Origin of the sequence: Bordetella sp., from assembly GCF_051960075.1 — a bacterium.
In the GTDB taxonomy this organism is placed as follows: Bacteria; Pseudomonadota; Gammaproteobacteria; order Burkholderiales; family Burkholderiaceae_B; genus Bordetella.
On sequence record NZ_JBQCER010000058.1, the window covers coordinates 67,031 to 92,020 of the forward strand.

The 24,990-nt window shown below is 63.7% G+C and carries 23 protein-coding genes and 2 tRNA genes; 11 read left to right on the forward strand and 14 right to left on the reverse strand.

Annotated elements, in window-relative coordinates:
- The first annotated feature begins 19 nt into the window (after positions 1-19).
- Positions 20-2,380, forward strand: coding sequence for an RNA polymerase sigma factor RpoD (gene rpoD / locus ACTHJ1_RS09670; RefSeq protein ID WP_440191248.1), 2,361 nt, complete (start codon positions 20-22; stop codon positions 2,378-2,380).
- Positions 2,381-2,434: 54 nt separating this feature from the next.
- Positions 2,435-2,513 (forward strand) — tRNA-Ile (locus tag ACTHJ1_RS09675).
- Positions 2,514-2,607: 94 nt separating this feature from the next.
- On the opposite strand, the gene ACTHJ1_RS09680 is transcribed toward ACTHJ1_RS09675, so the two are convergent.
- Complete coding sequence (locus ACTHJ1_RS09680; RefSeq protein WP_440191251.1) at positions 2,608-3,057, reverse strand: surface-adhesin E family protein; 450 nt, start codon at positions 3,055-3,057, stop codon at positions 2,608-2,610.
- Positions 3,058-3,059: 2 nt separating this feature from the next.
- Positions 3,060-4,721: a gamma-glutamyltransferase gene (gene ggt, locus ACTHJ1_RS09685; RefSeq protein WP_440191379.1), complete on the reverse strand. Its 1,662-nt coding sequence runs from the start codon at positions 4,719-4,721 to the stop codon at positions 3,060-3,062.
- A 431-nt stretch (positions 4,722-5,152) separates the two neighbouring features.
- On the opposite strand from ggt, the gene ACTHJ1_RS09690 reads away from it, so the two are divergent.
- The 5 genes from ACTHJ1_RS09690 to thpD all read left to right on the forward strand — a co-directional run bounded on the left by ACTHJ1_RS09690 (position 5,153) and on the right by thpD (position 9,063).
- Entirely contained in the window at positions 5,153-5,692 is a 540-nt protein-coding gene (locus tag ACTHJ1_RS09690; RefSeq protein ID WP_440191254.1) for a MarR family winged helix-turn-helix transcriptional regulator, read from the forward strand.
- Positions 5,689-6,267: a diaminobutyrate acetyltransferase gene (ectA, locus tag ACTHJ1_RS09695; protein ID WP_440191257.1), complete on the forward strand. Its 579-nt coding sequence runs from the start codon at positions 5,689-5,691 to the stop codon at positions 6,265-6,267. The genes ACTHJ1_RS09690 and ectA overlap by 4 nt, the downstream gene beginning before the upstream one ends.
- 145 nt (positions 6,268-6,412) lie before the next feature.
- The gene (ectB, locus tag ACTHJ1_RS09700; RefSeq protein WP_440191260.1) at positions 6,413-7,714 is read left to right on the forward strand and encodes a diaminobutyrate--2-oxoglutarate transaminase; all 1,302 of its coding nucleotides are present in this window, start codon (positions 6,413-6,415) and stop codon (positions 7,712-7,714) included.
- Positions 7,711-8,106, forward strand: coding sequence for an ectoine synthase (locus ACTHJ1_RS09705; protein ID WP_440191263.1), 396 nt, complete (start codon positions 7,711-7,713; stop codon positions 8,104-8,106). Before ectB ends, ACTHJ1_RS09705 begins: the two co-directional genes overlap by 4 nt.
- Positions 8,107-8,121: 15 nt before the next feature.
- Positions 8,122-9,063: an ectoine hydroxylase gene (gene thpD, locus ACTHJ1_RS09710; protein ID WP_440191382.1), complete on the forward strand. Its 942-nt coding sequence runs from the start codon at positions 8,122-8,124 to the stop codon at positions 9,061-9,063.
- A 29-nt stretch (positions 9,064-9,092) separates the two neighbouring features.
- Here the strand turns inward: thpD and ehuA are convergent, their stop codons facing one another.
- The 4 genes from ehuA to ehuB all read right to left on the reverse strand — a co-directional run bounded on the left by ehuA (position 9,093) and on the right by ehuB (position 12,267).
- Positions 9,093-9,905: an ectoine/hydroxyectoine ABC transporter ATP-binding protein EhuA gene (ehuA, locus tag ACTHJ1_RS09715; RefSeq protein WP_440191266.1), complete on the reverse strand. Its 813-nt coding sequence runs from the start codon at positions 9,903-9,905 to the stop codon at positions 9,093-9,095.
- Positions 9,902-10,594, reverse strand: a complete 693-nt coding sequence (gene ehuD, locus ACTHJ1_RS09720) for an ectoine/hydroxyectoine ABC transporter permease subunit EhuD (protein ID WP_440191269.1) — start codon at positions 10,592-10,594, stop codon at positions 9,902-9,904. Before ehuD ends, ehuA begins: the two co-directional genes overlap by 4 nt.
- Before the next feature lie 80 nt (positions 10,595-10,674).
- Entirely contained in the window at positions 10,675-11,349 is a 675-nt protein-coding gene (gene ehuC, locus ACTHJ1_RS09725) for an ectoine/hydroxyectoine ABC transporter permease subunit EhuC (RefSeq protein WP_440191272.1), read from the reverse strand.
- A 63-nt stretch (positions 11,350-11,412) separates the two neighbouring features.
- Positions 11,413-12,267, reverse strand: coding sequence for an ectoine/hydroxyectoine ABC transporter substrate-binding protein EhuB (gene ehuB, locus ACTHJ1_RS09730; RefSeq protein ID WP_440191275.1), 855 nt, complete (start codon positions 12,265-12,267; stop codon positions 11,413-11,415).
- Between the two features lie 304 nt (positions 12,268-12,571).
- On the opposite strand from ehuB, the gene ACTHJ1_RS09735 reads away from it, so the two are divergent.
- Positions 12,572-12,916: a FlxA-like family protein gene (locus ACTHJ1_RS09735; RefSeq protein WP_440191278.1), complete on the forward strand. Its 345-nt coding sequence runs from the start codon at positions 12,572-12,574 to the stop codon at positions 12,914-12,916.
- Between the two features lie 62 nt (positions 12,917-12,978).
- Here ACTHJ1_RS09735 and ACTHJ1_RS09740 read toward each other — a convergent pair whose 3' ends face one another.
- The 4 genes from ACTHJ1_RS09740 to ACTHJ1_RS09755 all read right to left on the reverse strand — a co-directional run bounded on the left by ACTHJ1_RS09740 (position 12,979) and on the right by ACTHJ1_RS09755 (position 19,566).
- Positions 12,979-16,065 (reverse strand): efflux RND transporter permease subunit, encoded by a 3,087-nt coding sequence (locus ACTHJ1_RS09740; protein WP_440191281.1) that lies wholly within the window; start codon positions 16,063-16,065, stop codon positions 12,979-12,981.
- A gap of 3 nt (positions 16,066-16,068) precedes the next feature.
- Positions 16,069-17,265, reverse strand: coding sequence for an efflux RND transporter periplasmic adaptor subunit (locus ACTHJ1_RS09745; protein ID WP_440191284.1), 1,197 nt, complete (start codon positions 17,263-17,265; stop codon positions 16,069-16,071).
- Between the two features lie 8 nt (positions 17,266-17,273).
- On the reverse strand, positions 17,274-18,818 hold the full coding sequence (locus tag ACTHJ1_RS09750) for an efflux transporter outer membrane subunit (protein WP_440191287.1): 1,545 nt from the start codon (positions 18,816-18,818) through the stop codon (positions 17,274-17,276).
- A 76-nt stretch (positions 18,819-18,894) separates the two neighbouring features.
- A complete protein-coding gene (locus ACTHJ1_RS09755) occupies positions 18,895-19,566 on the reverse strand; it encodes a TetR/AcrR family transcriptional regulator (RefSeq protein WP_440191290.1) in 672 nt (223 codons plus the stop codon).
- A 128-nt stretch (positions 19,567-19,694) separates the two neighbouring features.
- Between ACTHJ1_RS09755 and ACTHJ1_RS09760 the strand changes: the two genes are divergently transcribed.
- The gene (locus ACTHJ1_RS09760) at positions 19,695-20,741 is read left to right on the forward strand and encodes a zinc-dependent alcohol dehydrogenase family protein (protein WP_440191293.1); all 1,047 of its coding nucleotides are present in this window, start codon (positions 19,695-19,697) and stop codon (positions 20,739-20,741) included.
- A 20-nt stretch (positions 20,742-20,761) separates the two neighbouring features.
- Here the strand turns inward: ACTHJ1_RS09760 and ACTHJ1_RS09765 are convergent, their stop codons facing one another.
- Entirely contained in the window at positions 20,762-21,970 is a 1,209-nt protein-coding gene (locus ACTHJ1_RS09765; RefSeq protein ID WP_440191296.1) for a DUF2325 domain-containing protein, read from the reverse strand.
- Between the two features lie 150 nt (positions 21,971-22,120).
- On the reverse strand, positions 22,121-22,432 hold the full coding sequence (locus ACTHJ1_RS09770) for a hypothetical protein (protein WP_440191299.1): 312 nt from the start codon (positions 22,430-22,432) through the stop codon (positions 22,121-22,123).
- A gap of 157 nt (positions 22,433-22,589) precedes the next feature.
- Here ACTHJ1_RS09770 and ACTHJ1_RS09775 point away from each other — a divergent pair, with 157 nt between their 5' ends.
- Together ACTHJ1_RS09775 and ACTHJ1_RS09780 are read left to right on the forward strand one after the other, a co-directional pair.
- Positions 22,590-22,838, forward strand: a complete 249-nt coding sequence (locus ACTHJ1_RS09775; RefSeq protein WP_440191302.1) for a hypothetical protein — start codon at positions 22,590-22,592, stop codon at positions 22,836-22,838.
- A 215-nt stretch (positions 22,839-23,053) separates the two neighbouring features.
- Positions 23,054-23,130: transfer RNA gene (locus tag ACTHJ1_RS09780), tRNA-Met, on the forward strand.
- A 112-nt stretch (positions 23,131-23,242) separates the two neighbouring features.
- Here the strand turns inward: ACTHJ1_RS09780 and ACTHJ1_RS09785 are convergent.
- Together ACTHJ1_RS09785 and ACTHJ1_RS09790 are read right to left on the reverse strand one after the other, a co-directional pair.
- Positions 23,243-24,301 carry a pyridoxamine 5'-phosphate oxidase family protein gene (locus ACTHJ1_RS09785; RefSeq protein ID WP_440191305.1) on the reverse strand — a complete coding sequence of 353 codons (1,059 nt, stop codon included), beginning with the start codon at positions 24,299-24,301 and terminating at the stop codon, positions 23,243-23,245.
- Entirely contained in the window at positions 24,294-24,989 is a 696-nt protein-coding gene (locus tag ACTHJ1_RS09790) for a glutathione S-transferase family protein (protein ID WP_440191308.1), read from the reverse strand. The genes ACTHJ1_RS09785 and ACTHJ1_RS09790 overlap by 8 nt, the downstream gene beginning before the upstream one ends.
- Position 24,990 lies beyond the last annotated feature (1 nt).

A 24,990-nucleotide genomic window follows, 5' to 3' on the forward strand; every position in this document is an offset into this window, starting at 1 on the left:
CGACGACGGAAGCGAGTTCATGAGCAAAACACTTGGTAAAACCACCTCGGCAATCGACGCAGAAAAGACCAAACAGGCCGGGAGCATGGCCGCTACGAAGACTACCAAGGCTGTGGCCTCCAAGGCCGTAGCCAAGCCTGCGGCCAAAAAAGCCGCCCCGGCAGCCAAGCCCGCCGCAAAGGCGGCGGCCAAGCCGGCCGCCAAGGGCGTGAAGGAAGCGTCGCAGGCCAAGCCCGCTGCTAAAAAGCCGGCGGCCAAGAAGGCCGATTCCGCTGCCGAAAAAGCCGACAAGGCGCCCCGCGCCAAGAAGGCGAGCTCGTCTGCGGAAGGCGAAGACAAGCTGGCTGAACTTGTGGTCGCCCCCAAAACCGGCGGCACGGGCCGCCGTCCTGGGCGTCCCTCCAAGAACCCCAATGCCGAAGCCGATGGTTTCGAAGATTCGATGGACGGCGAAGGCGAAGTCGTGCCCGAGCTCAAGCCCGTCAAGCGCGGCGGCAAGCGCGGCAAGGGAGACGCCAAGGAACTGCTGTCTCGCGGCCCGCTCACGCCCGAAGAGCATGAAGCCCGCCGCAACCGCCTCAAGCAGCTCATCAAGCTGGGTAAAGACCGCGGCTACCTCACCTACGGCGAAATCAACGATCATCTGCCCGACGACCTGGTCGACGCCGAGGCCATCGACGGCATCATCAGCACCTTCAGCGATATGGGTATCGCGGTCTACGACCAAGCCCCCGACGCCGACACGCTGTTGATGAGCGAAAACGCGCCGGTCGCCTCCAACGACGACGACGTCGAGGACGAAGCCGAAGCCGCGCTCACCACCGTCGATTCCGATTTCGGCCGCACCACCGACCCCGTGCGCATGTATATGCGCGAGATGGGCTCGGTCGAGCTGCTCACCCGCGAAGGCGAAATCGAGATCGCCAAGCGCATCGAGGACGGCCTCAAGCACATGGTCATGGCCATCTCGGCCTGCCCGACCACCATCAACGAAATCATCGCCCACGCCACCCGCGTGCGTGAAGGCCAGGCACAGATCGACGAAGTCGTCGACGGCCTGGTCGACCCCGAAGACGGCGAGGAATACGCCGGCGCCGGCGTGAGCGGCGGCGACGAAGACGAGAGCGACGACGGCCCGGCCGGCGGCATGTCGAGCAAGCAGCTCGAAGACCTGCGCGTGCAGTCGCTCGAAAAATTCGATACCGTCGTCAAGCAGTTCGACAAGATGCGCCTGTCGTACGAGCGCGACGGCTACAAGTCCGACGCGTATACCAAGGCCCAGGAAGCCATCCAGAACGAACTGATGGGCATCCGCTTTACGGCCAAGATGGTCGAGAAGCTGGCCGACACGCTGCGCAACCAGGTCGAAGAAGTGCGCAAGCTCGAGCGCGCCGTGCTCCACATCTGCGTCGATCGGGCCGGCATGCCGCGCTCGCATTTCCTCAAGGAATTCCCCGGCCACGAGACCGACCTGCAGTGGATCATCGACCAGGTCGCCGCCAAGCCGCCTTACGCCGTGACGCTCGAGCGCCAGATTCCGGCCGTGCAGGAACTGCAGCAAAAGCTCATCGACCTGCAGACCCGCGTGGTGTTGCCGCTCAAGGACCTGAAGGACGTCAACAAGCGCATGGCCACCGGCGAAGCCAAGGCCCGCAAGGCCAAGCGCGAAATGACCGAGGCCAACTTGCGCCTGGTCATCTCGATCGCCAAGAAGTACACCAATCGCGGCCTGCAGTTCCTCGACCTCATCCAGGAAGGCAATATCGGCCTGATGAAGGCGGTGGACAAGTTCGAATACCGCCGCGGCTACAAGTTCTCCACGTACGCCACGTGGTGGATCCGCCAGGCCATCACGCGGTCGATCGCCGACCAGGCCCGCACCATCCGCATTCCGGTCCACATGATCGAAACGATCAACAAGATGAACCGGATCAGTCGCCAGATCCTGCAGGAAACCGGCGCCGAGCCCGATCCCGCGACCCTGGCGCAAAAGATGGACATGCCCGAGGACAAGATCCGCAAGATCTTGAAGATCGCCAAGGAACCGATCTCGATGGAAACCCCCATCGGCGACGACGACGATTCCCATCTGGGCGACTTCATCGAGGATTCGTCCACGCTGGCGCCGTCGGACGCAGCGCTGCACGGTTCCATGCGCGACGTGGTCAAGGAAGTGCTGGATTCGCTCACCCCGCGCGAAGCCAAGGTGCTGCGCATGCGTTTCGGCATCGAAATGAGCACCGACCAGACGCTGGAAGAGGTCGGCAAGCAGTTCGACGTCACCCGCGAGCGCATCCGCCAGATAGAAGCCAAGGCGCTGCGCAAGCTGCGCCACCCCAGCCGCGCCGACAAGCTCAAGAGCTTCCTCGAAGGCCAGTGATGTACATAAGGTCGATCTGAAAGACTCGGGTTTTTCGGATCGGCTACCGCTTACGGCCCTCTAGCTCACGCTTGGTTAGAGCAGCGGACTCATAATCCGTTGGTACTCGGTTCGACTCCGAGGGGGGCTACCAAAAACACCTGATCTACTACGACATCGCGCCGCTCGAAAGAGCGGCTTTTTTTTCGCTGCCGAACCTGCCCAAATAGATCTCGGGCGTCAAAGCGCTAGCGTGCGTGTGCGGCCGCAGAGCATGCCGCTTGCATGGCGACGTATTCAAGCGTGCCGCGCACAGGAAGGCTGTAGGTCGGAGATCGCTGTGCTGACCGGGAGGATAAAACGCTTCCGGTTCCCATCTCTCCGTCGTACAAGGTCTGACTCAGGGTGGCGGCTTTTTCTGAGGCGCAGTCGTAGTCCTGCAGGTTCATTTCCGATTTATATGAAATGGATCCTGCTCGTTGATATTTCGAGTTGCTGTAGAGCTCCCACACTCGAGCGTGCATTTTGTTCGGCGGGCTGGGCGTGCCGAGCCGAAGATAGACCGCGGCCAGGTTGTCGCCGGTTTTCACGGCCGCAATATACGTCCAGCGGGCGTCTGCAGCCCATGTCGTCATGGGCGGCAAGAAAGCGAGGATGCCCACGGCGATGTTTCCAGGCAGGTGTTTCATTTTCATCATTTTCAATACCCGATTGCTGCGCCGGCCGGTCGACGCGGATCATTCGCACCGTAGCGCCAGCCTGCCTGCACGCCCGTATCGGCCACGGAATCATTGCCTACCTGCGTCGCGCGCTCGCGCTGGCCGGGCAGGGCGCCTACCTGGATGATTTCCGCCGCCCCCCAGGGCGCCTCGGCCTTCATGTCGTAGCCCATCGCCTCGAGCAGGCGCAGCGTGTCCGGAGACAGGCCGCCCCGTTCGTAATCGACCACGTCCGGCAGCCATTGGTGATGGATGCGCGGCGCATCCACCGCCTCCTGAGGCTGCATGCCGAAGTCGATCAGGTTGATCGCCACTTGCAGCACGATGGTGATGATGCGCGATCCGCCCGGCGAACCCAGCACAAGCTTGACCTTGCCGTCATGCAGGATGAGGGTCGGCGCCATGGACGACAGGGGGCGCTTGCCCGGCTCGATGGCGTTGGCCTTGCCTTGGACCAATCCGAAAAGATTGGGTGCGCCGGGTTTGGACGTGAAGTCGTCCATTTCGTCGTTGAGGAAGAAGCCATGGCCGGGCGCCATGACGCCGGCGCCGAAGCGGCCATTCAGGGTATAAGTCACGGCCACCGCATTGCCCTTGGCGTCGACGACCGAGTAATGCGTGGTCTGCGGCTTTTCCGCAACATCGAGGCCGGTCTTCGGCACATGCGACACGCCGGCGACATCGGGTTTGATTTGGGCTCGGATAGCTTGTGCGTGCGCAGGGCTGAGCAGGCGATCGATGGGATTTTGCACGAAAGCGGGGTCGCCCAGTTCGGTATTGCGGTCCTCGTAAGCATGGCGCATGGCTTCGACCATCGTGTGCACATACTGTGCCGATCCGAACCCCATGCCGTGCAGATCGTAGCCGGAGAGAACGCCTAGCAGCTCGCACAGAGTTACGCCGCCGGAACTGGGCGGCGGCGCCGACAGCACGGTATAGCCCCGATACTGGCAGGACAAAGGCGGCGACTGGGTGACCCGGTAACGCGCCAGGTCCGATGCGCGCAGCACACCGCCGGATTGGCGCGAAGCCTGGCCGATGGCGGCGGCCGCAGCGCCGCGATAGAAGGCGCTGGAACCTCGGCCCGCGATGGCTTTCAGCGTGGCGGCCAGATCGTGCTGGACCAGGCGCTCGCCTGGCCGCAGCGGGCTGCCGTCCGGGTGCAGAAAGATACGCCGTGCCTGAGGGTCGCGCAGAAAACGCGCCGTGCCCAGGTTCAGGATGGCGGTATCTTCGCGCGTGAGCACAAAACCCTTGTCGGCCAGGGCGATGGCCGGCGCCATCACCTCGCGCCGCGGCAGGCTGCCGAATTCGCGCAAGGCCGTATCCAATCCCAATACGGTGCCGGGTACTGCCACGGCGCGCCAGCCGTCCAGGCTGGCGCGAGGTTCGATCTCGCCCCTGGCATCCAGATACATGTCGGGAGCTGCCCGCGCAGGGGCAGTTTCGCGAAAATTCAGGAACACATTGCGGCCGTCGGCCAGATGCAAGGTCATGAAGCCGCCGCCGCCCAGATTGCCGCAGCACGGGTCCACCACAGCCAGGGCATAGCCCATCGCGACAGCGGCGTCGACGGCATTGCCGCCGCGCTTCAGAATGGCTTGCCCGGCCTGCGAGGCCAGACGCTGGGCCGAGACCACCATGGCATGCCGGCTCTGAACGGCGGGCAGCGAGGCGGCGTGGACCAGCCCAGTTGCCAACCCGCTCAGCACGCTGCCCGCCAGCGCCGCGCATAGCAGCCCGCGCGCAGATCGGCGAAACCGTCGTCCGGGCAGAAAATTTACGAGATGACGCATTGAGGAGCTCCCTCGGAGAGGACCGGCTTTGGCGGATTTCCAGAGCAAATCTTGGTTATGAGGCATCGGTGTTTCGACGGGCGCATGCCGCGTTGGCAACTGCCAGGGGGCAGTCCACCACCCGGCGGTGACGTAGGCCGATATAGTAATAAAGCCCGCCTAGCGGGCTCCAACCGCCAGGGCAATCATGAATCCGCGGGTTGACTTTGGTCTTTTGCGAGCATATCATTTGAATTGAAATTAATTTCAATGAAACTAATAGGGATGCATCCCGCATCATGAACGACACCGTTGCCGACCTGCATTACGACTTGCGTATTCTGCGCGCTCTGCGCCGCATTACGCGGTCCATCGCGCTGCATTCCCGGCAGCTTGCCGCGTGCAGCCACATCACGGCGCCGCAGCTCGTCTGCTTGCGTGCGGTAATCGATTTGGGGCCGCTGACGGCCACGGCCATCAGCCGCGAGATCCACGTCAGCCCCAGCACCGTCGTCGGTATTCTCGATCGCCTCGAAGACAAGGGGCTGATTCGGCGCGAGCGCAGCCGCGAAGACCGCCGCATCGTTTTCGTCGCCGCCACCGAGGCCGGCATCGCCCTGGCCAAGGACACGCCGTCGCCGCTGCAGCAGAAGCTGGCCGATGCGCTCAAGGCACTGCCCGAACTGGAGCAGGCCACCATCACCTTGTCGCTGGAGCGCATCGTCAATTTGATGGAGCCGCAGGGCGTGCTGCCGCCCGAAGCGATGGACGAACCCGGTTCGCCCATTCTGGACGTCGCCGTCGGCGGGGCTCCTCCCGAATCAGGCTTGGCGGTATGACTGTCGAGGCGAGCGCACTCTCATCTTCTTTCCCCGTTCGCGCGCATCGCACCGCACCGCCGCAGGCCTTCAGCCTGCGCGCCATTCGCAAGACCGACGGCCAGGCCATATACGGTCTGGTCGGCCAATGTCCTCCGCTGGATCTCAATTCCCTCTATGCCTATCTGCTGCTGAGCGAGCATCATGCCGACACCTGCGTGCTCGCCGAAGACGGCGCCCGGCGCGTGATCGGGTTCGTGTCGGCCTATATTCCGCCGCGGCATCCCGACGTGCTTTTCGTCTGGCAGGTGGCCGTGCATCCGGACGCGCGCGGGCACGGCCTGGCCGGGCGCATGGTGCGGCATCTGCTCGAGCGCGACGCTGCGCGCGCGGTCCGATATATCGAAACCACGGTCGGTCCCGACAACGCCGCGTCGCGCGGCGTGTTCGCCGGTCTTGCACGGCGGCTGGGCACCGGTTGCTCCGATCGCGCCTTTTTCGAGCCCGAGCTTTTCGGGCAGACGGGGCACGAAGAGGAAAGACTGCTGCGCCTCGGACCTTTTCAACCCATCGGCTGCGTCGAGCAGCCGTCCTAGTCCGTTCACGCAAGGGACGCGCAACCGCGTTCGACGTGAGCGGATTCAAAGCCCCTTTGCGGGGATTTCAGGCAAGAGGCATGCGCGGCTGCGGGCCGCAACCGCTTTTTTCGCGGCATGTCCTCGCAACCTAAAGGAGAACGCCATGGACTTGAGCATATTTGACCGGATGGAGTCGGAGGTGCGCGGCTACGTCCGGTCTTTCCCAGTCGTCTTCGAACGGGCCAGAGGGTCGCTGCTGGTCGACGAGACGGGCCGGCAATACATCGATTTCTTCAGCGGTGCGGGCACGCTCAATTACGGGCACAACAACCCGGTGCTCAAGCGCAAGCTGCTGGACTATCTGGACGCCGACGGCGTGGTGCATGGCCTGGACATGGCTACCAGCGCCAAGAAGTATTTTCTCGAGACCTTCGATCGCGTGCTGCTCAAACCGCGCGACTGGCAGTACAAGCTGCAGTTCACCGGCCCGACCGGAACCAACGCGGTCGAGGCTGCGCTGAAGCTGGCCCGCCAGGTCAAGGGCAGGCAGAACGTCATCGCTTTCACGCGCGGCTTTCACGGCGTCAGCGCCGGGTCTCTTGCTGCGACGGCCAACGCGAAGTTCCGCGGGGCTGCGGGCATGCCCCTGGGCAACGTCACCTTCGTGCCCTACGACGGTTATATGGGGCACGACGTGGACACCGCGGTCTATCTGGAGCGCCTGCTGGACGACGCCGGCAGCGGTCTGGACCATCCGGCCGCGGTGATCGTGGAAACCGTGCAGGGCGAAGGGGGCGTGAACGTCGCCACCTGGCGCTGGCTGCGTCAGATCGAGGCGCTCTGTCGCCGCCACGACATGCTGCTGATCATCGACGACATCCAGGTGGGATGCGGACGTACCGGCAGTTTCTTCAGCTTCGAGCAGGCCGGCATCCGGCCGGACGTGGTGACGCTGTCCAAGTCGTTGTCGGGCTTCGGCCTGCCCATGTCGCTGGTGCTGTTCAAGCCCGAGCTCGACATCTGGAAACCGGGCGCGCACAGCGGCACGTTCCGCGGCAACAACCTGGCCTTCGTTACGGCGGCGCAGGCCCTGGACAGCTATTGGACGAACGACGCTTTTGCCGGCGAGATTCGTCGCAAGGAAGACCTGGTGCGCAATTGGCTCGAGAACCTGGCCTATGCCTATCCGCAGATCGGCCTGAGCGTGCGCGGCCGCGGTCTGATCCAGGGGCTCGCCACGCCGGCGGACGGCGATGGCCTGGCCAATCGCATCGCCGCAAAGGCTTTTGAATACGGCGTGGTAATCGAAACCGCGGGCCCGCACGACGAGGTGCTGAAGGTGCTGCCGGCACTGACGATCGAAGACGAATTGCTCGAGCGCGGACTGGAGATCGTGGAACGTAGTACGGCGGAAATCCTGGGCCCCCAGAACAAGGTGCTCAAGTTCGGAGGACAACGGCGATGATAGTAAGAAATGTGAAAGACGTGATCGGCACGGAACTCGAGGTCAAGACCGATACGTGGCTGAGCCGGCGGGTGCTGCTCAAGCAGGACGGCATGGGGTTTTCGTTTCACGAAACCGTGATCTTTCCCGGGAGCGAAACCCATATCCATTACCGGCATCATCTCGAAGCGGTCTGGTGCATAGAAGGCGACGGCGAAATCGAAACCATCGCCGACGGCAAGAAATATGCGCTCGGCCCCGGGGTGGTCTATGCCCTGGACGACCACGACGAGCATTGGTTGCGCGGCGGCAAGGAACCGTTGCGCGTGATCTGCGTCTTCAACCCGCCGCTGACCGGGCTGGAGGTGCATGACGGGCAGGGCGTGTATCCCGCCCTGTCCGACGCGGCTTGAAGCAGGAGATGCATGATGACGACGACAATGAGTGATCTATATGATTCGCGCACGGATCGCGGCGCCGCGATCATTGCGCGCCAGGAGCCTGTGGTGTACGGCGACGGCGCCTATGCCAAGGCGCTGTCAGAGCGGCAGCTCGATGCCTACGCAAGCGATGGATTTCTGATGATCGAGAATCTGTTTTCGCCGGGCGAAGTGCAGAGTTTGTTGGACGAGATCCGGCGCATGAGCGGGGACCGCGCGATTCTGGATCGGGAGGAAACCATTACCGAGCCTCATAGCGACGCGCTGCGCTCGGTGTTCCGGGCGCACGAGCTGAGCCCGCTGCTCAACGGCCTCGCACGCGATCAGCGCTTGCTTCATGTAGCACGTCAGATACTGGGGTCGGAGGTCTACATCCACCAGTCTCGGATCAACATGAAGCCGGGCTTCAAGGGCGAGGAGTTCTATTGGCACTCCGATTTCGAGACTTGGCATGTCGAGGACGGCATGCCGGCCATGCGGGCGCTGAGTTGCTCTCTTCTGCTCACCGAGAACAATGCCTGCAACGGACCGCTGATGCTGGTGCCCGGTTCGCACCGGCATTTCATTGCATGCCAGGGCGAGACGCCGCCGGATCATTACCGCAGCTCACTCAAAAAGCAGGAGTACGGCGTGCCCGATCCGATCAGCCTGCAGTTGCTGGTCGAGCAGGGCGGCATACGGGCCATGACGGCGGGCGCCGGCTCGGTGGTGTTCTTCGATTGCAACGCCATGCACGGCTCCAACGGCAATATATCGCCTTGGCCGCGGGCCAATGTCTTCATGGTCTACAACAGCGTGGAAAACCGCCTGGGCCTGCCCAAATATGGCCTGGCGCCGCGCCCCGAGCATATCGCCGCCAGGCGCAACGACGCGGCGCTTGCCGCGCTGGACGCGTTCACGATGTCGCGTGCCGGCAGCTCGGTGTCTTAGGGTTCGGTGCGCAGCCCGGGCTTAGGTGCCTAGGCTGCGCCCGCCTGCAAAAAGCCTTTGAGAAATTCGCGCGTGCGTTCCTCGCGCGGTTCGGCAAAGAGCGCTTCGGGAGGCGCCTGCTCGACGATGCGGCCCTGGTCGAAAAAACACACGCGATCGGAGATCTGCTTGGCGAACTGCATTTCGTGCGTCACCAGCAGCATGGTCAGGTCGTGCTCTTCGGACAGGCGGCGGATCACGTTGAGCACTTCGCCCACCAGTTCCGGATCCAGCGCCGACGTGGGTTCGTCGAACAGCATGATGTTCGGGTGCATGGCCAAAGCGCGAGCGATGGCCACGCGCTGCTGCTGCCCGCCTGAGAGCTGGCCGGGGAATTTATCGGCCTGATCTGCCAAACCCACGAGTTCCAGGTATTTTTGGGCCCGCTCTCGCGCCTGCTCGCGCGACAGGCCCAGCACGTGCACCGGCGCCTCGGTGATATTGCGGCGCACGGTCATGTGCGGGAACAGGTTGAACTGCTGGAACACCATGCCCATCTCTTTGCGCATTTCGCGCAGATGCGCCTCGCCAGCCGGCACGAGCTCGCCTTGGCGATATTGATGCCACAGCGGCTTGCCGGCCACGTGGATCAGGCCGCTGTCGATGTTCTCCAGCGTCATGAGTATGCGCAGCACCGTCGACTTTCCGGAGCCGGACGGGCCGATGATGGTGACCTTCTCGCCTTTGTGGATGTCGAAGTCGAGCTCGTCGAGCACCGTCGTCGCGCCAAAGCGTTTTACGACTTTTTCGAAGCGGATGATGGGGCCGGCGTCGGTGTGAGTGTCGTCAAGGGTATCGTTCATCGCAATGGCAATCCTCGTTTGGGCAGGCGGGTGTCCAGATAGCGAACGCCCGTCGACGCCACGATGGTCAGCACCAGATACAGGCCGCCCACCATGGACAGGGGAATCAGATAGTTGAAGGTGCGGTCGCCGATGATCTTGGCGACATTGAGCATCTCGAGCACCGAAACCACCGACAGCACCGGCACGTCTTTCATGATCGAAACCAGGTAATTGCCCATTGCCGGGACGATGCGCGGCACCGCCTGCGGCAGCACGATCACGCGGAATATCCGCGCCGGCGACAAGTCGAGCGCGCGCGCGGCCTCGATTTGTCCGCGCGGCACCGACTCCATCCCGGCCCGGTAGACTTCGGAGGTATAGGCGCTGTACTGCACGCCCAGCGCCAGCGCGCCGGTGAGAAAGGCCGGCAGCACGATGCCGTAGTCGGGCAGCACGTAGTAAAGAAAGAAAAGCTGTACCAGGAGCGGCGTGTCCCGGATGAACTCGGTCAGCAGACGTGCAGGCCAGGACACCGCACGCAATCGGCTCGATTTCAAGGCGGCCAGAATCAGCCCCAGCACGAGAGCGATGACCATACCTACGATGCTGGCCTGCACGGTGGCCAACAGGCCGCGCAGCAGGATGGGCAGGATCGACGCTGCGAAAGCGCCGTCGCTGCTGGTGTTCCAGGAAATACCGAACAGCATGGTCAGCTCCGCCGGGCCGCGCCGAGGGGGTGTCGCGCCTCATCGGGAGGCAGTGAATGCAGTAAGTGTGGGGGCATCATTCAAGACCTCGCGACGGGGCGCCAACGTCCTACGAAGCGCTCCAGCGTTTTCATGACCGCCATGAGCACCAAGGCCATGCCGAAATACATGAACAGCAGCAGGGTGTAGACGGTAGTGCTGTCCTGCGTGTAGTTGCGGATCTGCTCGGCGCGAAAAGCCAGGTCGCCCAGGCTGATCAGCGACACCAGGGCGGTGTCTTTCAGGTTCTGCACGGCCAGGTTGGAGAAGCTCGGCATCATTTCGGGTATGGCCTGGGGCAGGGCGATGCGCCGCATGATCTGCCACGGCGTGAAGTCCAGCGCCTTGGCTGCCTCGTATTGCGACCGCGGTACTGCCTGGACTGCGCCGCGCACGACCTCCGCGCCATAGGAGCCTATGTTCAGACCCAGCGCCAGCACTCCGGCCGTCACAGGCGGCAGGCGCAAATCCAGGCCGACGGCCTGGCCGAGGACGGGCAGGGCGAAATACAGCCAGAACAACTGCACCAGCAGCGAGGTGCCGCGAAACAGTTCGATCATCGCGATGCTGGGCAGGCGTATCAGGCGGCTGCCGGCCAGCCTGCCCAGGCCGAGCGCGAACGAGACGATGGCTCCCACCAGCGTCGACATCACGGCAAGCTGCGCGGTGACCCAGGCGCCCTGAAGCAGGGGCGTGCTATAGCTCAGACTGTGCATGACGCCTCGTTCATAGAAAGTCCGCCGGCCGGTCGCCGAACCGTCCGCGTCCGGATTTCGGGATCAACCCCGGCAAAGCTGTTCCGTGGTCTTGGCCGAAGACTGGGTAGCGTCGTTGGCCGAAAAGCCGTAGCGCTTCATGATCTGCGCCCATGCCGGCGTCTTCTTGAAAACCGCGAGCTGGGCATTGACCGCATCGCGCAAATCGCTCGAATCCGTGGAGAACGCGAAGCCGCCCCAGCTGCGGGCGGGAGAGCCGTGGATCATCGGATCGCTGAAGGATTTGGCAGGCTGGACCTTGTTGCTCTTGCTCGCCAGTTGGGCCACGGTCACGCCGGTGGCGGCATAGGCGTCGACGCGTCTCGTGGCCACGGCGGAAATTGCGTCGGCGTTGTTGGCGATCGTGACAATGCGCGAGTCGGGAACACCGAGCGCATGCAGCATCTCGAGCTGATCCGCGCCGGCCATGATCGCCACCTTGGCGTTCGACTTGGCGAAGGCTTCATACGAATTCAAATGCTTGGGATTGCCCTTGGGCACCAGCAAACCCTCGCCGTAAGAACTATCGGGTTCGGAGAAAAGCACCTGCTGGCAGCGCTGCGGCAAAATGGCCATCTCGGCGGCCACCATGTCGAAGCGGTCCGCCTGCAGGCCGGGGATCAGCGAACCGAAGCTGGCCGTCACCCATTTGATCTTCTTGACGCCGAGTTGCTTCATGATCTGCGCGGCCACATCCGGGCCGACGCCGTGGGCCCGGCCGTTCATGTCGATGAAGCCATAGGGAATCTCGTTGGCCACGGCGATGCGGATCTGGCCGCTCTGCCGGATCTGGGCCAAGGTGGCGGCTTGCGCTGCGCCGGCGGCCAGCATCACGACCGCGGCGGCCATCAGGATTTTGGGGCGGAATGGGAGATTCATGGCGATTTCCTCGGATGCGGCTTGGCGGATTCACAGGGAAAGACGATCGCCATGCCATTTCTGGATGAATAATATCTAAGAAAATATTAACCTATAAAATTATTTCAACTCAAATTATTTGTAGAGCAACCTACAACCCACAGAATTTGACTAGCGGGATAAGCCTGGAGAGATCGGCCGAACAGGGCTGCAGCGTGTCATGGCGCCGCCTGGTGGCTGCAGTGAAAAGAAGCTGTAACCCAAACCCTGCCCGTGACGAACTGCAGAGTAGGGGCCGCCCATTTCCGCGGTCGAGGAGAAAAGTATGGTGCAGGCTATTGCAGCGATCGGCGCCGCTGCCGCGCAGATGCCGGGAGCTTCCTCGGGTGCGTCGGTGGGCGCGCTCCAGGCGCAGCTACAGAAATGCCAGAATCAGCTGGCCGACTGGGTTGGCTGCCCCAGCGGAAAAACACCTCAGGGTCAGGCCAAGATCCAGCAGATTCAAAGCCAGACCGACAGCATCAAGGCCCAATTGGCGCGCGTCGAGGCGCAGAAGGCTCGTCAGACGGCCGCGGCGCAGGCCGGCGCTGCGCCCGCTGCGGGAGCGGGCATGGCGGCTGCAACGACATCCGGCGCATCGATAGGCGGATCGGTCGATACCTTCGCATAAGGCGACGCGCTGCAACCGGCCGCCCCCTGGAACCGGTGGATTCCAGGGGGGATGTCTTGCGGTTAGGCCTGGCCGGCAGGAGAGGGTTCCTGCGGCTCGGCCTCGGGGCCCGCCTCGCCGGTCACTTCATGCTTGTGCGTGGATCCAATGAACAGATACATCGCAGGCACCACGAATAGCGTGACCAGGGTGCCGATGCTCAGGCCGGTAAAGATGACCAGACCCATGTCATGGCGTCCTGCCGCGCCGGCGCCGGAGGCCGTGACCAGCGGCACCACACCCAGCACCATGGCCGCAGTCGTCATCAGAATGGGCCGCAAACGCACCGAGGCGGCTTCCTCGATGGCTTCGCGCTTGCTGCGTCCGGCGCGCTGCAGTTCGTTGGCGAACTGCACCATCAGAATGCCGTGCTTGGTAATCAGGCCGAGCAGCGTCACCAGTCCTACCTGGGTGTACACGTTCAGGCTGGCGAAGCCTGTGGTGATGAAGGCCAGGGCCCCGAAGAGCGCCGGCGGCACCGAGAACAGGATCACGACCGGATCGCGGTAGCTCTCGAACTGGAAAGCCAGGGCCAGGTAGACGATCAGGATGGAAAACAGCAGCAGGCCGATGAAGCCGCCCGATTCCTGGATGAACTGGCGTGACTCGCCCGAGTAATCGGCCGTGTAGCCCGAGGGCGCCACCTTCTGGAGAATGCTGCGCAGCTTGGGCAGCAGCTCGCCCTGCGAGAGGCCGCTCACGCCGGAGATGGTGGCCGAGTTCAACTGCTGGAAATGGCTGATCGATTCAGGCTGTACCGAGGTCTCGATGTGCGCAATGGTGCGGACCTGGATCATCGCGCCGGCCGGCGTGCGGATGTAGTAGTCCAGTACCTGCTCCGGGTTGAGGCGGTCTACCTGCAGCACCTGCGGAATGACCCGGTACGAGCGGCCTGCGGTGGAGAAATAGTTGACGTAGTTGCCGCCCAGCGCAGCCGAGAGTGCGGCGCCGACGTCGGCTTCGGTCATGCCCAGGGCCGCGATCTTGTCGCGATCAACCACCAGCTTGGCCTGCGGCTTGTCCAGGCGCAAGTCGAGGTCGGAGTAGTAGAAGAGCTGCTCTTTCTGGGCTTCCTGCAGGACGGCCTGCGCTACCTCGTCCAGGTTCTCGATGGGCTCGGTGGTGGTGATGACGAACTGCACCGGCAGGCCTTGCGAGCCCGGCAGCGAGGGCAGGGGAAAGGCGGCGATCTGCCCGCCCGCGATGTTGTTCCATTTTTGCTGCAGGTCCATGATCAGTTGGGCTTGCGAGCGCGTACGCTGATCCCAGGGCTTGAGCAGAACGCCGCCCAGGCCCTGGTTGGACACGGGAAAGCCCGTCAGCTGGAACATCTGCGAGTATTCGGGCTCTTTCTTGGCGATATTGAAGGCCTGGTCGGCCAGCATGTCCATTTGCTGCGGCGCCGCGGTGGGGGCGCCCTTGAGCTGCATGAACACCAGGCCCTGGTCTTCGGTGGGCGCCAGTTCGCTCTTGGCGGTCATGCCGCACAGGCCCGCCAGCACGAAGAGGATGAGGCCGAAGGCCACCAGCACCGGCCAGGCGCTGAGCGCGGCGTCGAGCACGCGGTGGTAGCGCGTGCGCAGCCAGTCGAAGGCTTCGTCGAGCTTGCGCGCGAAGCGGCCTTCTTCCTGCCCGGACTTGAGCAGGCGCGAGGTCATCATCGGCGACAGGGTCAGGGCGATGACCGCCGATACCGTCACGGCGCCGGCCAGCGAGAAGCAGAACTCCTTGAACAGCGCGCCGGTCAGGCCGCTGCGCAGGCCGATGGGCACGTAGGCGGCGATGAGCACGACCGTCATGGCCAGGATGGGGCCGCCCAGTTCGCGCGCCGCAACCAGCGCCGCCTCGAACACGCTCTTGCCTTCTTCCTTGATGTGCCTGTCGACGTTTTCCACCACGATGATGGCGTCGTCCACCACCAGACCGATGGCCAGAACCAATGCCAGCAGCGTCAGCAGGTTGATGGAGTAGCCCAGCAGGAACATGATGAAGAAGGTTCCGACCAGCGAGAGCGGGATCGCCACCAGCGGTACGATGACCGCGCGCACGGACCCCAGGAAGAGATAGATCACGACCGTGACGATGAGCATGGCCTCGCCCAGCGTCTTGACGACTTCGTCGATCGAGGTGTTGATGAAGTCGGTGGAGTCGTAGACGATCTTGCCGGTCACGCCCGCCGGCAGTTGCGAGGCCAGGTCGGGAAAGGCTTTGCGCACTTCATCGGCAACGGTGAGGATGTTGGCGTTGGGCGCGACCTTGATGCCGATGAACACCGAGCGCTTGCCCGAAAAGGCGACGCTGGTGCCGTAGTCGGCTGCGCCCAGCGTCACGTTGGCGACGTCCTGCAGGCGCACCAACGCATCGCCGTTCTGCTTGACCACGAGCTGTTTGAACTCGTCCACGGTGTGCAGATCCGTGCCGGCGGCCAGGTCGACCGTCACCATCTGGCCCTTGGTCGCGCCGACCGCGGATAGATAGTTGTTGTTGGCCAGCGCGGTATAGACGTCCTGCGCCGACACGTTGTGCGCAGCGAGCTTGTCCGGGTCCAGCCAGGCGCGCATGGCGAACTGGCGCCCACCCAGGATCTCGGCGGTCTGTACGCCCTCGAGCGAATCGAGCTTGGGCTTGACCACGCGCAGCAGATAGTCGGTGATGTTGTTGGTGGGCAGCTCATCGCTGTAGAAACCCAGGTACATGGCGTCGGTGGTCTGCCCCACCGCGACCGACAGCACGGGTTGCTGGGCCTGCGCCGGCAACTGGTTCTTGACCGAGTTGATCTGGGTGTTGATCTCGGTCAGCGCCTTGCTGGAGTCGTAATTGAGCCGCAGGGTGGCGGTGATGGTCGACGTGCCGGTGACGCTGGAGGAAGACAGATAGTCGATGCCCTGCGCCTGTGCGACGGCCGCTTCGAGCGGCTGCGTAATAAAGCCGGCAACAGTGGCGGCGTCGGCGCCGTAGTAGCTGGTCGTAATGGTGACCACCGTGTTCTCGGTGTGCGGCCATTGATTGACGGGCAGCTCGAAAATCGACCGCAGCCCCAGTATCAGGATCAGCGCCGAGACGACGACTGCCCAGACCGGCCGCCTGATGAAAGTATCGGTTAGCTTCATGGCTTACTGTTCCTGCGGCGTGGGCGCCGGGTTGTTCAGCGGCGCGGCGCTATTGTCGATGCGCACGGGCGAGCCGGTCTTGAGCTTCATCTGGCCGCTGGTGATGACCATGTCGCCTTCTTTGATGCCGGACAGGATGGCGACCTGGTCGCCGCGGGTCGGGCCGGCCTTGACGAAGGTCTGCTGCGCGGTGAGCGTTTGCGCGCCGTGCTCGTCCTTCTTCTCGACTGCCAGGTAGACCGTGGTGCCATAGGGGTTGTAGGTGACGGCGGTCTGCGGCAGCGTGATGTGGCGCTGCGCCTTGCCCGATGTGACCGATGTGCGGGCGAACATGCCCGGCACCAGCTTCTCGCCGGGGTTGCCGATGGTGGCCTCGACCGTGGCGTTGCGCGTGCTCGTGTCGATCCGGGAGTCGATGGCCGTCACCTTGCCCTGGAACGTCTGGCCGGGCAGGCCCGATGCCGTGACCGCAACGGCCTGGCCGGGTTCGATCGCCGTGATCTGATCCTGCGGCACGCTGAAGTCGACATAGATGGGGTTGAATGTCTGCAGCGCCGCGATCTTGTCACCGGGGTTGAGGTACTGGCCGGGGTTGACGCCGGTAATGCCGATGCGTCCGGCGAAGGGCGCGAGGATGGTCTTTTTGGCGACCAGGGCGCGCTGCTGCGCGGCCGCGGCTTGCTTGGCCTTCCAATCGGCTTCGTCGGCATCGACCTGGGCCTGCGAGACGGCCTTGATCGCCAGTTGGGCTCTGTCGCGCTTGAGCACGATGGCAGCCAGGTTTGCGGTGGCTTCGAGCGACTGCAGCTGCGCGACGTCGGAGTCGGCGTTCAGCTGCACCAGCACGGCGCCTTCGGCCACGTGTTGGCCCGGCTTGAAGCCGATGCTGCGTACGATGCCGCCGACTTCGGTGGTGACATCGACGCCGCGCACGGCCTTCATGGAACCGACCGCCGAAATCGTGGGCTGCCAATCTGACGATTGGGCCTTGATCGCGGAAACGACCACCGGCGGGCGCGGCAACTTCGATTGCGCGATCAGCTTGGATATCTGCAGGAATTTCGTCCCTGCAATGACCAGGACGAGAAGCACCACGACCACGATGAGAAGGGCAATGGCTCGGCCTAGCCGGCGCTTGCGCGGGCCGCCGGATTGAAGGGTATTGTTGTGTGCAACGGAGCGGGTCTGGACGTCGGCCATGAGCCTTCTCACTGGTTCGGTTGTTGTTCGGTGCGATCCGAGGGGATCAGGGAAGAGACGAGCGGGATGCCGAGGCTGAGCGGCTGGCCACGGCTGGCGGGTGCCACATCGCTGCGATTCCACCAGCCGCCGCCCAGCGCCTGGAACAGGGCCGCGGTGTCGCTATAGCGCGCCGCCTGCGCCTTGACGCGCGCCAGTACGGCGTTCTGGTAGGTTTGCTGCGCGGCGAGCAGGCTCGGATAACTCAAGGCCCCGAGCTTGTACTGGCCCTGGGTGAGATTGAGGCTGTCCTGCGCGGCGCGTTCGGCGTCGCTCTGCTGCTCGAGCGCATCGGCGTCGCTTTCCAGGGCGCGCAGCGAATTGGATACGTCCTGGAATGCGCCTATCACCGTGCCGCGATAGAGATCGGCCGAGGCGTCGAACGCGGCTACGGCCGCGCGCTTCTTATGTTCGAGCGCGCCGGCGTCGAAGATCGTCTGCGCGACCGAGCCGGCGATGCTCCAGACCCCGGTGCCCGCCGAGAACAGCTTGCCCAGACTGCTGGCGCCCGAACCCAGCGAACCGGTGATGCTGAATTGCGGCAACTGGTTGGCTATGGCAACGCCGATCTGGGCGCTGGCCTCGTGCAGTTGCGCTTCGGCGGCGCGCACGTCCGGTCGCTGCTCGACAATGGCCGACGGCAGGCTCAGGGGCAGCGTCTCGGGCAGGTGCAGGGAAGCCAGCGTGAAGTTTTCGATCGGGGCCTGGTTGGGGAAGCGTCCCATATAGGCCGCAAGCTGATTGCGCGTCTGCGCGAGCTGCTTCTGCAGCGGCGGCAGGCTGGCGCGCGTTTGCGCGAGTGTGGCCTGCTGCGCGAGCACGTCGGCGCTGGACACGGCGCCCAGGCGCTGACGCTCCTGCAGGATGTCGAGTTCCTTGGCCTGCAACTGGATGAGCGACTCGGTGGCGGCGATCTGATCGCGCACCGAGGCCAGCGTCACCGCCGTGTTGACGACGTTGGTGGTGAGCGTGAGGTAGGTGGCTTCGAGCTGGAAGCGCTGGTACTGCGCTTGCGCTTTGGCGGACTCGACCTGGCGGCGCGTGCCGCCGAATATGTCGGGCGCGTAGGACACGCTCAGCGAGGCCGAGGCGACATTGAAGACCTGCGGCGGGAAGGTGAAGAAGCCCTGACGTTCGCGGGTGTAGGAACCCGAGCCGCTGACGGTCGGCAGAAACGAAGCCTGGCTGGCGTAGACCAGTTCGTTAGCCTGGCGCAGCGACGCCTGGGCGGCCGCGGCGCTGGGGTTGGCCTTCAGCGCCTCGTCGACCAGCGCGTTCAGTTCGGGCGAGTGATAGAGCTGCCACCATTGTCCGGGTACATCCTGGCCGCTGACGAATTGCTGCGCGACGCCGCCGGCGGCGGCGGTCGCCGCCAGCGGCTGACGGCTGTACCCGGCATCTTTGGTGAGATCGGGCCGGGTGTAATCGGGCCCTACCGCGCAGGCGCTGAGCAGCGTGGCGCACAGCACGCCGGGGAGCCAGACTCGAGGCAGCCGCAAGGCTGGGGGCGTCATGTCAGCCTCCGAACGGCCGCCCGAGGAAGTCTGAAGCCTCCTTGGGAGGCAGCGAACGTAGTGAGCGTGGGGGTCGTCATCTTGCCCCTCCTTGGGGCTGGTTTGCGCGCAGACCGGTCATCAGCAGCGCGATAGTGTGGTTTTCGATCTGCCGGGTGCTGAGCACCCGGCCGTTGAAATGCAGCTGGCACCATATGCTTTCGCTGGCCTGCGGCAACATGACCAGCGAGAGCATCGAGGTAAACAGCAATTCGGGTTCGATGTCGGGATTGATTTCCCCTCGGGCCTGGGCCTGGGCAATCTTCTGGCGGAAAGCGAGGCTGGGCTCGGGAGAAATGCGGCTGAGCACCCGTTCGCGCAACAGGCCGCCCATCTGGATGACTTCTCTGGACCACAGTGACGGCAGCCACGGCGTGGAGATCGTCATGGCGAACATGCGCTGCATGAGGCCTCGCACCAGGTCGAGTATCTGATCGTTCTCGAAATCGACCGGGGTCCAGACCGCATCGATCAGCGGGACGATGCGCTCGTTGGCCACCGCGTCGTAGAGGTTTTCGCGGGTATCGAACCAATAGTGGACCATGGCCGGCGTAACCTTGCCGGCTGCGGCGATTTGCGCGATGGTCGTATTGGCCAGGCCGCGCTCGGCGAAGATCAGTATGGCCGCGTTGAGCAATTCTTCCCTACCGGAAACGTCGCTCTTGCGCGAACGACGACCGACGTGAGGAAAGGGGCAGCGAAGCGTCATGGGGCGAGATATTAACTGACTCATTAATTAATTTGCAAGACAGAGAAGCATCGGCGTGTGGAACACGCGTGTTACCGCGGAATGATTAAATATCCGGCTTCCCCTAGCAAACGTCCCGAGTCCACACCATGAAAGCCGTCTTATACGAAACCTTCGGCGCAGCGCCTGGACTGGCGAACGTTCCGGACCCCACCCCCGCCGCAGACGGCGTGGTGATCCACGTCATGGCTACGGGCGTATGCCGCAGCGATTGGCACGGCTGGATGGGGCATGATCCGGACATCGTTCTGCCGCACGTGCCCGGCCATGAACTGGCGGGCGTGGTCGCCGCGGTCGGTCGGGACGTCGCGCGCTGGAAGATCGGCGACCGCGTTACGGTGCCTTTCATAGCGGCTTGCGGTCATTGCAGCGAGTGCCATAGCGGCAACCAGCAGGTGTGCGAACGTCAGTTTCAGCCGGGCTTCACGCACTGGGGCTCTTTCGCCGAGTATGTCGGCATCGATCACGCCGACCTGAATCTCGTACGCTTGCCCGAGACGCTCGACTTCGTCACCGCCGCGAGTCTGGGGTGCCGCTTCGTGACCTCGTTTCGGGCCGTGATCGACCAGGGCCGTGTGTCGGCCGGACAGTGGGTTGCCGTGCATGGCTGCGGCGGCGTGGGGCTGTCGGCCGTCATGATCGCCCACGCCATCGGCGCCCGGGTGATCGCAGTCGACATCTCCGATCAGGCCCTGGCGCTGGCGCGGACCCTGGGCGCGTCGGCCACGGTCAATGCCGCGCGCGCAGCCAACGTCGTCGAGGCCGTGAAAGAGATCACGCAGGGCGGAGCGCATGTCTCGCTCGACGCGCTCGGCCATCCCGCCACCTGTTTCAATTCGATCGGCAACCTGCGCCGCCGCGGCCGCCACGTGCAGGTGGGTCTGATGCTGGCCGATCATGCCGCTCCCGCGGTGCCGATGAGCCAGGTCATTGCGCACGAACTGGAGATCGTGGGTAGCCACGGCATGCAGGCGCATCGCTACGACGCAATGCTGAGCATGATCCAGTCCGGCCAACTGGCGCCCGGCAAGCTGGTGGGCAACACCATCAGCCTCGGCCAGTCCATTCAAGCCCTGATGAACATGGACAAATTCCAGGGCACGGGCATGACGGTGATTACCGACTTCTCGACGTAGATGCATCTACCGACCCTCGGTTATCCGAGCTGGATCAGTTCTTCGCCGGCTTCCTCAGGCCCGAGATTCTGACGCAATTCCCGTACCAACGACGACGTGCTGGGGTTTTCAACGAACAAGCACCGCTTTCCGGTGCGCTTGCAGAAATCCTTCACGCGCCAATAGGCGTTGTGGCTGATGCAGCCGGTCTGGCAGATCACCAGATCGGCTGCGGCCAGGCTGGCGTCCAGCGCGCCGTGCTTGTCTTCCAGGCCGCCGTCATGGTGAGCGAAGCGCCCGCCTATGCCCTCGACTGCGGCGCGGTAGTTGGCGATATTGCCGCTGCGCCCGCCCACGCATAGCACGACCTGGTGTTGTAGTTGCGGCTGCGCGAGCGCATCGTGCGGTGCGTCGAGGGCATGGGCCGGGATGGGGACGGCTGCAATTGCGGCGTGCGATTTCGCCGCCCGCGCCAATTGGTGCCGCAAACTATGGTTCTGCATTTCGAGTTCCGCCTGCCGTGCGGTCAGCAGCTCGATTCGTTTCTGCTGCCTGTCGGCCTGGGCATAGTCGGCCAGCGACGCTTTCAGTTTTTCCAAATTCCGCTCTAGCTCGGCAAGCAGGACTTGCTTGGCCACGCCGTCGGCGCGCAGTTGCGCGACTTCGGCCGCCAGGCGTTCGTTCTCGGTCTGCTTTTCGGCGAGCGCGCGCGCGTGGCGCGCCCGGGTCTTCTCCGCTTCCGTTGCCAGATTCGCATGGGCCTGCCGCAGCGCTTTGTAGCGGGCGATGTCCACGCGGGTGGCGGCGCCGGCCTGATGTTGCAGCATGTGCATGTCGCGCAGCAACACGTCCTGCAGAACGTCGTCGCAGCGCGAATGGGTAAGGGCGGCCCAGAACGCGCCTGCCACGTCGCCCTGGCGCATGGCCGCCGCCCACATGTCGGCGATGTCCGTCGCAGTCCTGGCCGAACGGAAGATCTGGATGGACTGGGCATAACGCCGATCCAGCTCGTCCTGCAGGCGCTTGGACAGGCGGTTGCGCCGCATGCACTCGGCAACGGCGCCGACGTGGATTTCATAGTCGTCGGCCTGGGCCTGTCCTCCTAATGTCTTGTTGACCAGAGTACGCAAGACGTTGAGCGGCACGCAAACCCCGATCACCGGGCAGTGGCAGGCGTGGGGCAGGTCCCACAGGCGCCGTCGGCGCGAACCGGGGGCGGCGTTGGCATCGGGCTTGCATTGCTCGCACATGGCGTCTCCAGGAAGAGATGAGCAGGATCCAGATAATAAATGAGAATTATTATCAATATATGGGATCAAGCTCGAGCAGGCAATACTTGCCTTCTGCGATCGAGGCAGGTGTGAACCGGAAGGTACGGGGTCGAGCCCGCCAGGGTGTGCCTACGGCTTGTCGGCCGCGGGCTCCTGCTCGCAGGTGAAGACCACCGTAGCCTCTTTGGAACCCAGGCCCGTGGCGTCGTTGGAGTAGGCCTCGGGATCGGCCATGCGTCGGCCCTGCCCGGCGCAGAATGCCTTGGCGCGTTCGCGCGCCTTGTTCTTGACTTCCACCCAGGACATGACGTGGTAGCCCGCGTTGTACGACACGCGGTACCGATCTTTGCCGGCGACGGGCTGAACTTCGGTCATGTAGCTGGCGCAGGCGGTCAGCATCAGGGCGGGGAGCAGCAGCAAGAGCGGGCGCAAGGGCTTCACGGCACTATCCTGGTTGGCAAGGCCGCCAGTGTACCGGAGTGCGTGCCTCGCGATGACCGTGCTAGCATCGGCGCCCGGCCTTTTTGCGGACCCATTTCGCGCGAATGGCCCCGAGCGCGGCGGTTTGCGCTGCGCTTTTCTCTCTACGAGCAATGCCATGGAAATCCAGGAACAGATCGCCGTCATCGTCCACACTATCTCCCACCAGGGCGGCCGCATCGATGCTCTGCACGCGGCGCTCGCCTCGGTGCTCATCATTGCCAAGGAAACCCCGCAACTGCGCGAAGCCATCGAAACCCGGCTTGAGCAGCAGTATGCGGGGTTGTTGGCCGGATCCGAAAACCCGCAGTACGTGGCGGGCTTCGAGAGCATGCGCGATGCGCTGCTTGCCGCGTTCAAGGGCTGACACGCAGACGCGGCTGTGTTGTTGTCCACCAGCACGGATTTGCCCACAGCTTTTGTGGACAAGTCTTTGGATAGCATCGGCATAGATGAAAAATGCCCTTGCTGTTCAAGGGCTTGTTTAGACTGCTCAGCTTTCGGGCAGGGGGGGCCAAACCCCTCCCGCAACTTCAGTCTATGCAGGCCTTAATAAACTGTGCTAGAATTCAATTCTTCAGACGCGGGGTGGAGCAGTCTGGCAGCTCGTCGGGCTCATAACCCGAAGGTCGTAGGTTCAAATCCTGCCCCCGCAACCAAACGTCGAATCAGGCCCGACTTCTTCCAGAAGCCGGGCCTGATTGTTTTGGGGCGCGGCGTGGTTTCTCGGTTTCTCGTTAGCGCCGATTGCGTCGCGACCGCGACGGTTTTTTAGACATGGTCGTTATCGAGAACAGTTGCTTGCGCCGTCGGGCGCGTTTTCCAAGCACCGGTGCGAGCGACCGAGGGCGACGCTTCGCCATCCAGCCATGCGCCAGGCAGGGCGTTGCGTACGCGCCGCATCTGGCCGATGTGAAAGCGGATCAGACGTTGAGCGCCTGCAAATCCGCTGCGGGTTTGATCGTCCCAAAGTATTTCGGCGCTTCCCGCAAGATGCAGAAAATCGCCGCGCGCGAAATCGACGAATAACAGCCCTGCGCGCGGATTCGCGTATAGATTGCCGAGCGTATTGAAGTACGCATTGCCCTGAAAATCCGGCCATGTGAGTGTGCGCGCATCGTCCAGGCGCACAAATCCCGGTTTGCCGCCACGATGCGATACGTCCGCCCCTGCGCTCGTGTCGTTCGCCCCATGGCCGTCGAAATGGCTGGCAATAAAGAATGTATCCGCTGCCGCAATTTGCTGCTGCGCTCGGTCATCGAGGAACGCAGCCGGCGTCTCCATACTGGCCGGTGCCGCGAGGACGGGCGCGGCGGCCGTTCGCTGGCGGATGTATTGTGGGCAGTTGCCGAAACTTTGCACGACGCGCAGCAAAAACCCGTTCGAGTCGATTTCGGCAATCGAGCCGTTGACGCGATTGCGCCGACGTGTCTGCAGCTCGATGCCGAGTATGCCGACCCTCGCGCCTGGAACGAGGCTGCCGTGCAGCGGATCTGTCCGCGGCGGCACCGCCTCGACGCGCAGCGAGCTCGAATCAGGCGAATAGGCGAATCCGGGTGTGCCCGATAGCAGGGTCGCCCAGGGCTGGCCCTCGCGATCCAAGGCGCCAATTGCGAGAAACGGCAGTTGCGGGAAAAATCGGCGATGCTGCTCCGGCATTTGGGTGCGGATCAGGCGCGACCCGGCCTCGACCATGGCCTGGCGCGAACCCGCCAAGGCCTGGACGGCAATTTCGCCCGCATGGAACGGTGCGTGAACGCCATGGGCCGACCCGGCGTCAGGCCCCGTGCGGTCCTCCGATGCGAGAGTACGTATCAGCGCGCTATCCATCGATCGAAGTCCCTTCTTCCTGCTCCAGCGCCCGCACGACCGCAGGGCGCTGCAGAAGCTTTGCGCAAAGCGCTGCCCAGGCCGGAAACGCCTGATGCATTGCCAGACCTATCCTGTTGCCCCAGCGGAACAACACCAGGAGAAAAGGATCGACCACCGAATAACCTTCGGCCACGGCCCACTGCCTGCCGTCGGCGAGCTGGCGTTCGATGTCCTGGAATGCCTTCTCGATCGTTCGCCGTCCCATTGCGTGAAGCGCGTCGTAATGCGCGGGGTCGGTATCGAAGCGGCCCGGCCGCCACAACAAGCCGAATCCGACGGCATGCACCCAGCCCGATAGCCAGGCCAGCCATTCCTCGCGCCGTGCTTGCGGCAAGGCGCCGCCACCTGGCAGCAGCCTGCCGGCAGGATCGCTATGCGCCAGGTAGTCGAGAATTGCCGGAAGCTCGGTCAGTACGCGTCCTTCCTCTTTGATCGCGAGAGCCGGGACGCGGCCCTTGGGATTGATGTTCAGGTAGGGTTCACGCGCCGTCTCGCCGTCTGCAACGGAAACGCATTCCAGTCGGTAGGGCGCGTCCAGCTCTTCGAGAACAATGTGAACCGCCAGAGAACAGGCTCCTGGCGAGTAATAAAGCACGTAGGGATCACGGGACGGGCTCAGGCGATTCGTAGGGCTGGCGGCAAGCATG

Coding starts and splice junctions, on each gene's coding strand:
- rpoD (WP_440191248.1), top strand. CDS start 20: ATGAGCAAAACACTTGGTAAAACCACCTCGGCAATCGACGCAGAAAAG.
- ACTHJ1_RS09680 (WP_440191251.1), bottom strand. CDS start 3,057: ATGATGAAAATGAAACACCTGCCTGGAAACATCGCCGTGGGCATCCTC.
- ggt (WP_440191379.1), bottom strand. CDS start 4,721: ATGGTGGTCTCGGCCCAGCGTCTGGCCTCGCAGGCCGGGCAAGCCATT.
- ACTHJ1_RS09690 (WP_440191254.1), top strand. CDS start 5,153: ATGAACGACACCGTTGCCGACCTGCATTACGACTTGCGTATTCTGCGC.
- ectA (WP_440191257.1), top strand. CDS start 5,689: ATGACTGTCGAGGCGAGCGCACTCTCATCTTCTTTCCCCGTTCGCGCG.
- ectB (WP_440191260.1), top strand. CDS start 6,413: ATGGACTTGAGCATATTTGACCGGATGGAGTCGGAGGTGCGCGGCTAC.
- ACTHJ1_RS09705 (WP_440191263.1), top strand. CDS start 7,711: ATGATAGTAAGAAATGTGAAAGACGTGATCGGCACGGAACTCGAGGTC.
- thpD (WP_440191382.1), top strand. CDS start 8,122: ATGACGACGACAATGAGTGATCTATATGATTCGCGCACGGATCGCGGC.
- ehuA (WP_440191266.1), bottom strand. CDS start 9,905: ATGAACGATACCCTTGACGACACTCACACCGACGCCGGCCCCATCATC.
- ehuD (WP_440191269.1), bottom strand. CDS start 10,594: ATGCTGTTCGGTATTTCCTGGAACACCAGCAGCGACGGCGCTTTCGCA.
- ehuC (WP_440191272.1), bottom strand. CDS start 11,349: ATGCACAGTCTGAGCTATAGCACGCCCCTGCTTCAGGGCGCCTGGGTC.
- ehuB (WP_440191275.1), bottom strand. CDS start 12,267: ATGAATCTCCCATTCCGCCCCAAAATCCTGATGGCCGCCGCGGTCGTG.
- ACTHJ1_RS09735 (WP_440191278.1), top strand. CDS start 12,572: ATGGTGCAGGCTATTGCAGCGATCGGCGCCGCTGCCGCGCAGATGCCG.
- ACTHJ1_RS09740 (WP_440191281.1), bottom strand. CDS start 16,065: ATGAAGCTAACCGATACTTTCATCAGGCGGCCGGTCTGGGCAGTCGTC.
- ACTHJ1_RS09745 (WP_440191284.1), bottom strand. CDS start 17,265: ATGGCCGACGTCCAGACCCGCTCCGTTGCACACAACAATACCCTTCAA.
- ACTHJ1_RS09750 (WP_440191287.1), bottom strand. CDS start 18,818: ATGACGCCCCCAGCCTTGCGGCTGCCTCGAGTCTGGCTCCCCGGCGTG.
- ACTHJ1_RS09755 (WP_440191290.1), bottom strand. CDS start 19,566: ATGACGCTTCGCTGCCCCTTTCCTCACGTCGGTCGTCGTTCGCGCAAG.
- ACTHJ1_RS09760 (WP_440191293.1), top strand. CDS start 19,695: ATGAAAGCCGTCTTATACGAAACCTTCGGCGCAGCGCCTGGACTGGCG.
- ACTHJ1_RS09765 (WP_440191296.1), bottom strand. CDS start 21,970: ATGTGCGAGCAATGCAAGCCCGATGCCAACGCCGCCCCCGGTTCGCGC.
- ACTHJ1_RS09775 (WP_440191302.1), top strand. CDS start 22,590: ATGGAAATCCAGGAACAGATCGCCGTCATCGTCCACACTATCTCCCAC.
- ACTHJ1_RS09785 (WP_440191305.1), bottom strand. CDS start 24,301: ATGGATAGCGCGCTGATACGTACTCTCGCATCGGAGGACCGCACGGGG.
- ACTHJ1_RS09790 (WP_440191308.1), bottom strand. CDS start 24,989: ATGCTTGCCGCCAGCCCTACGAATCGCCTGAGCCCGTCCCGTGATCCC.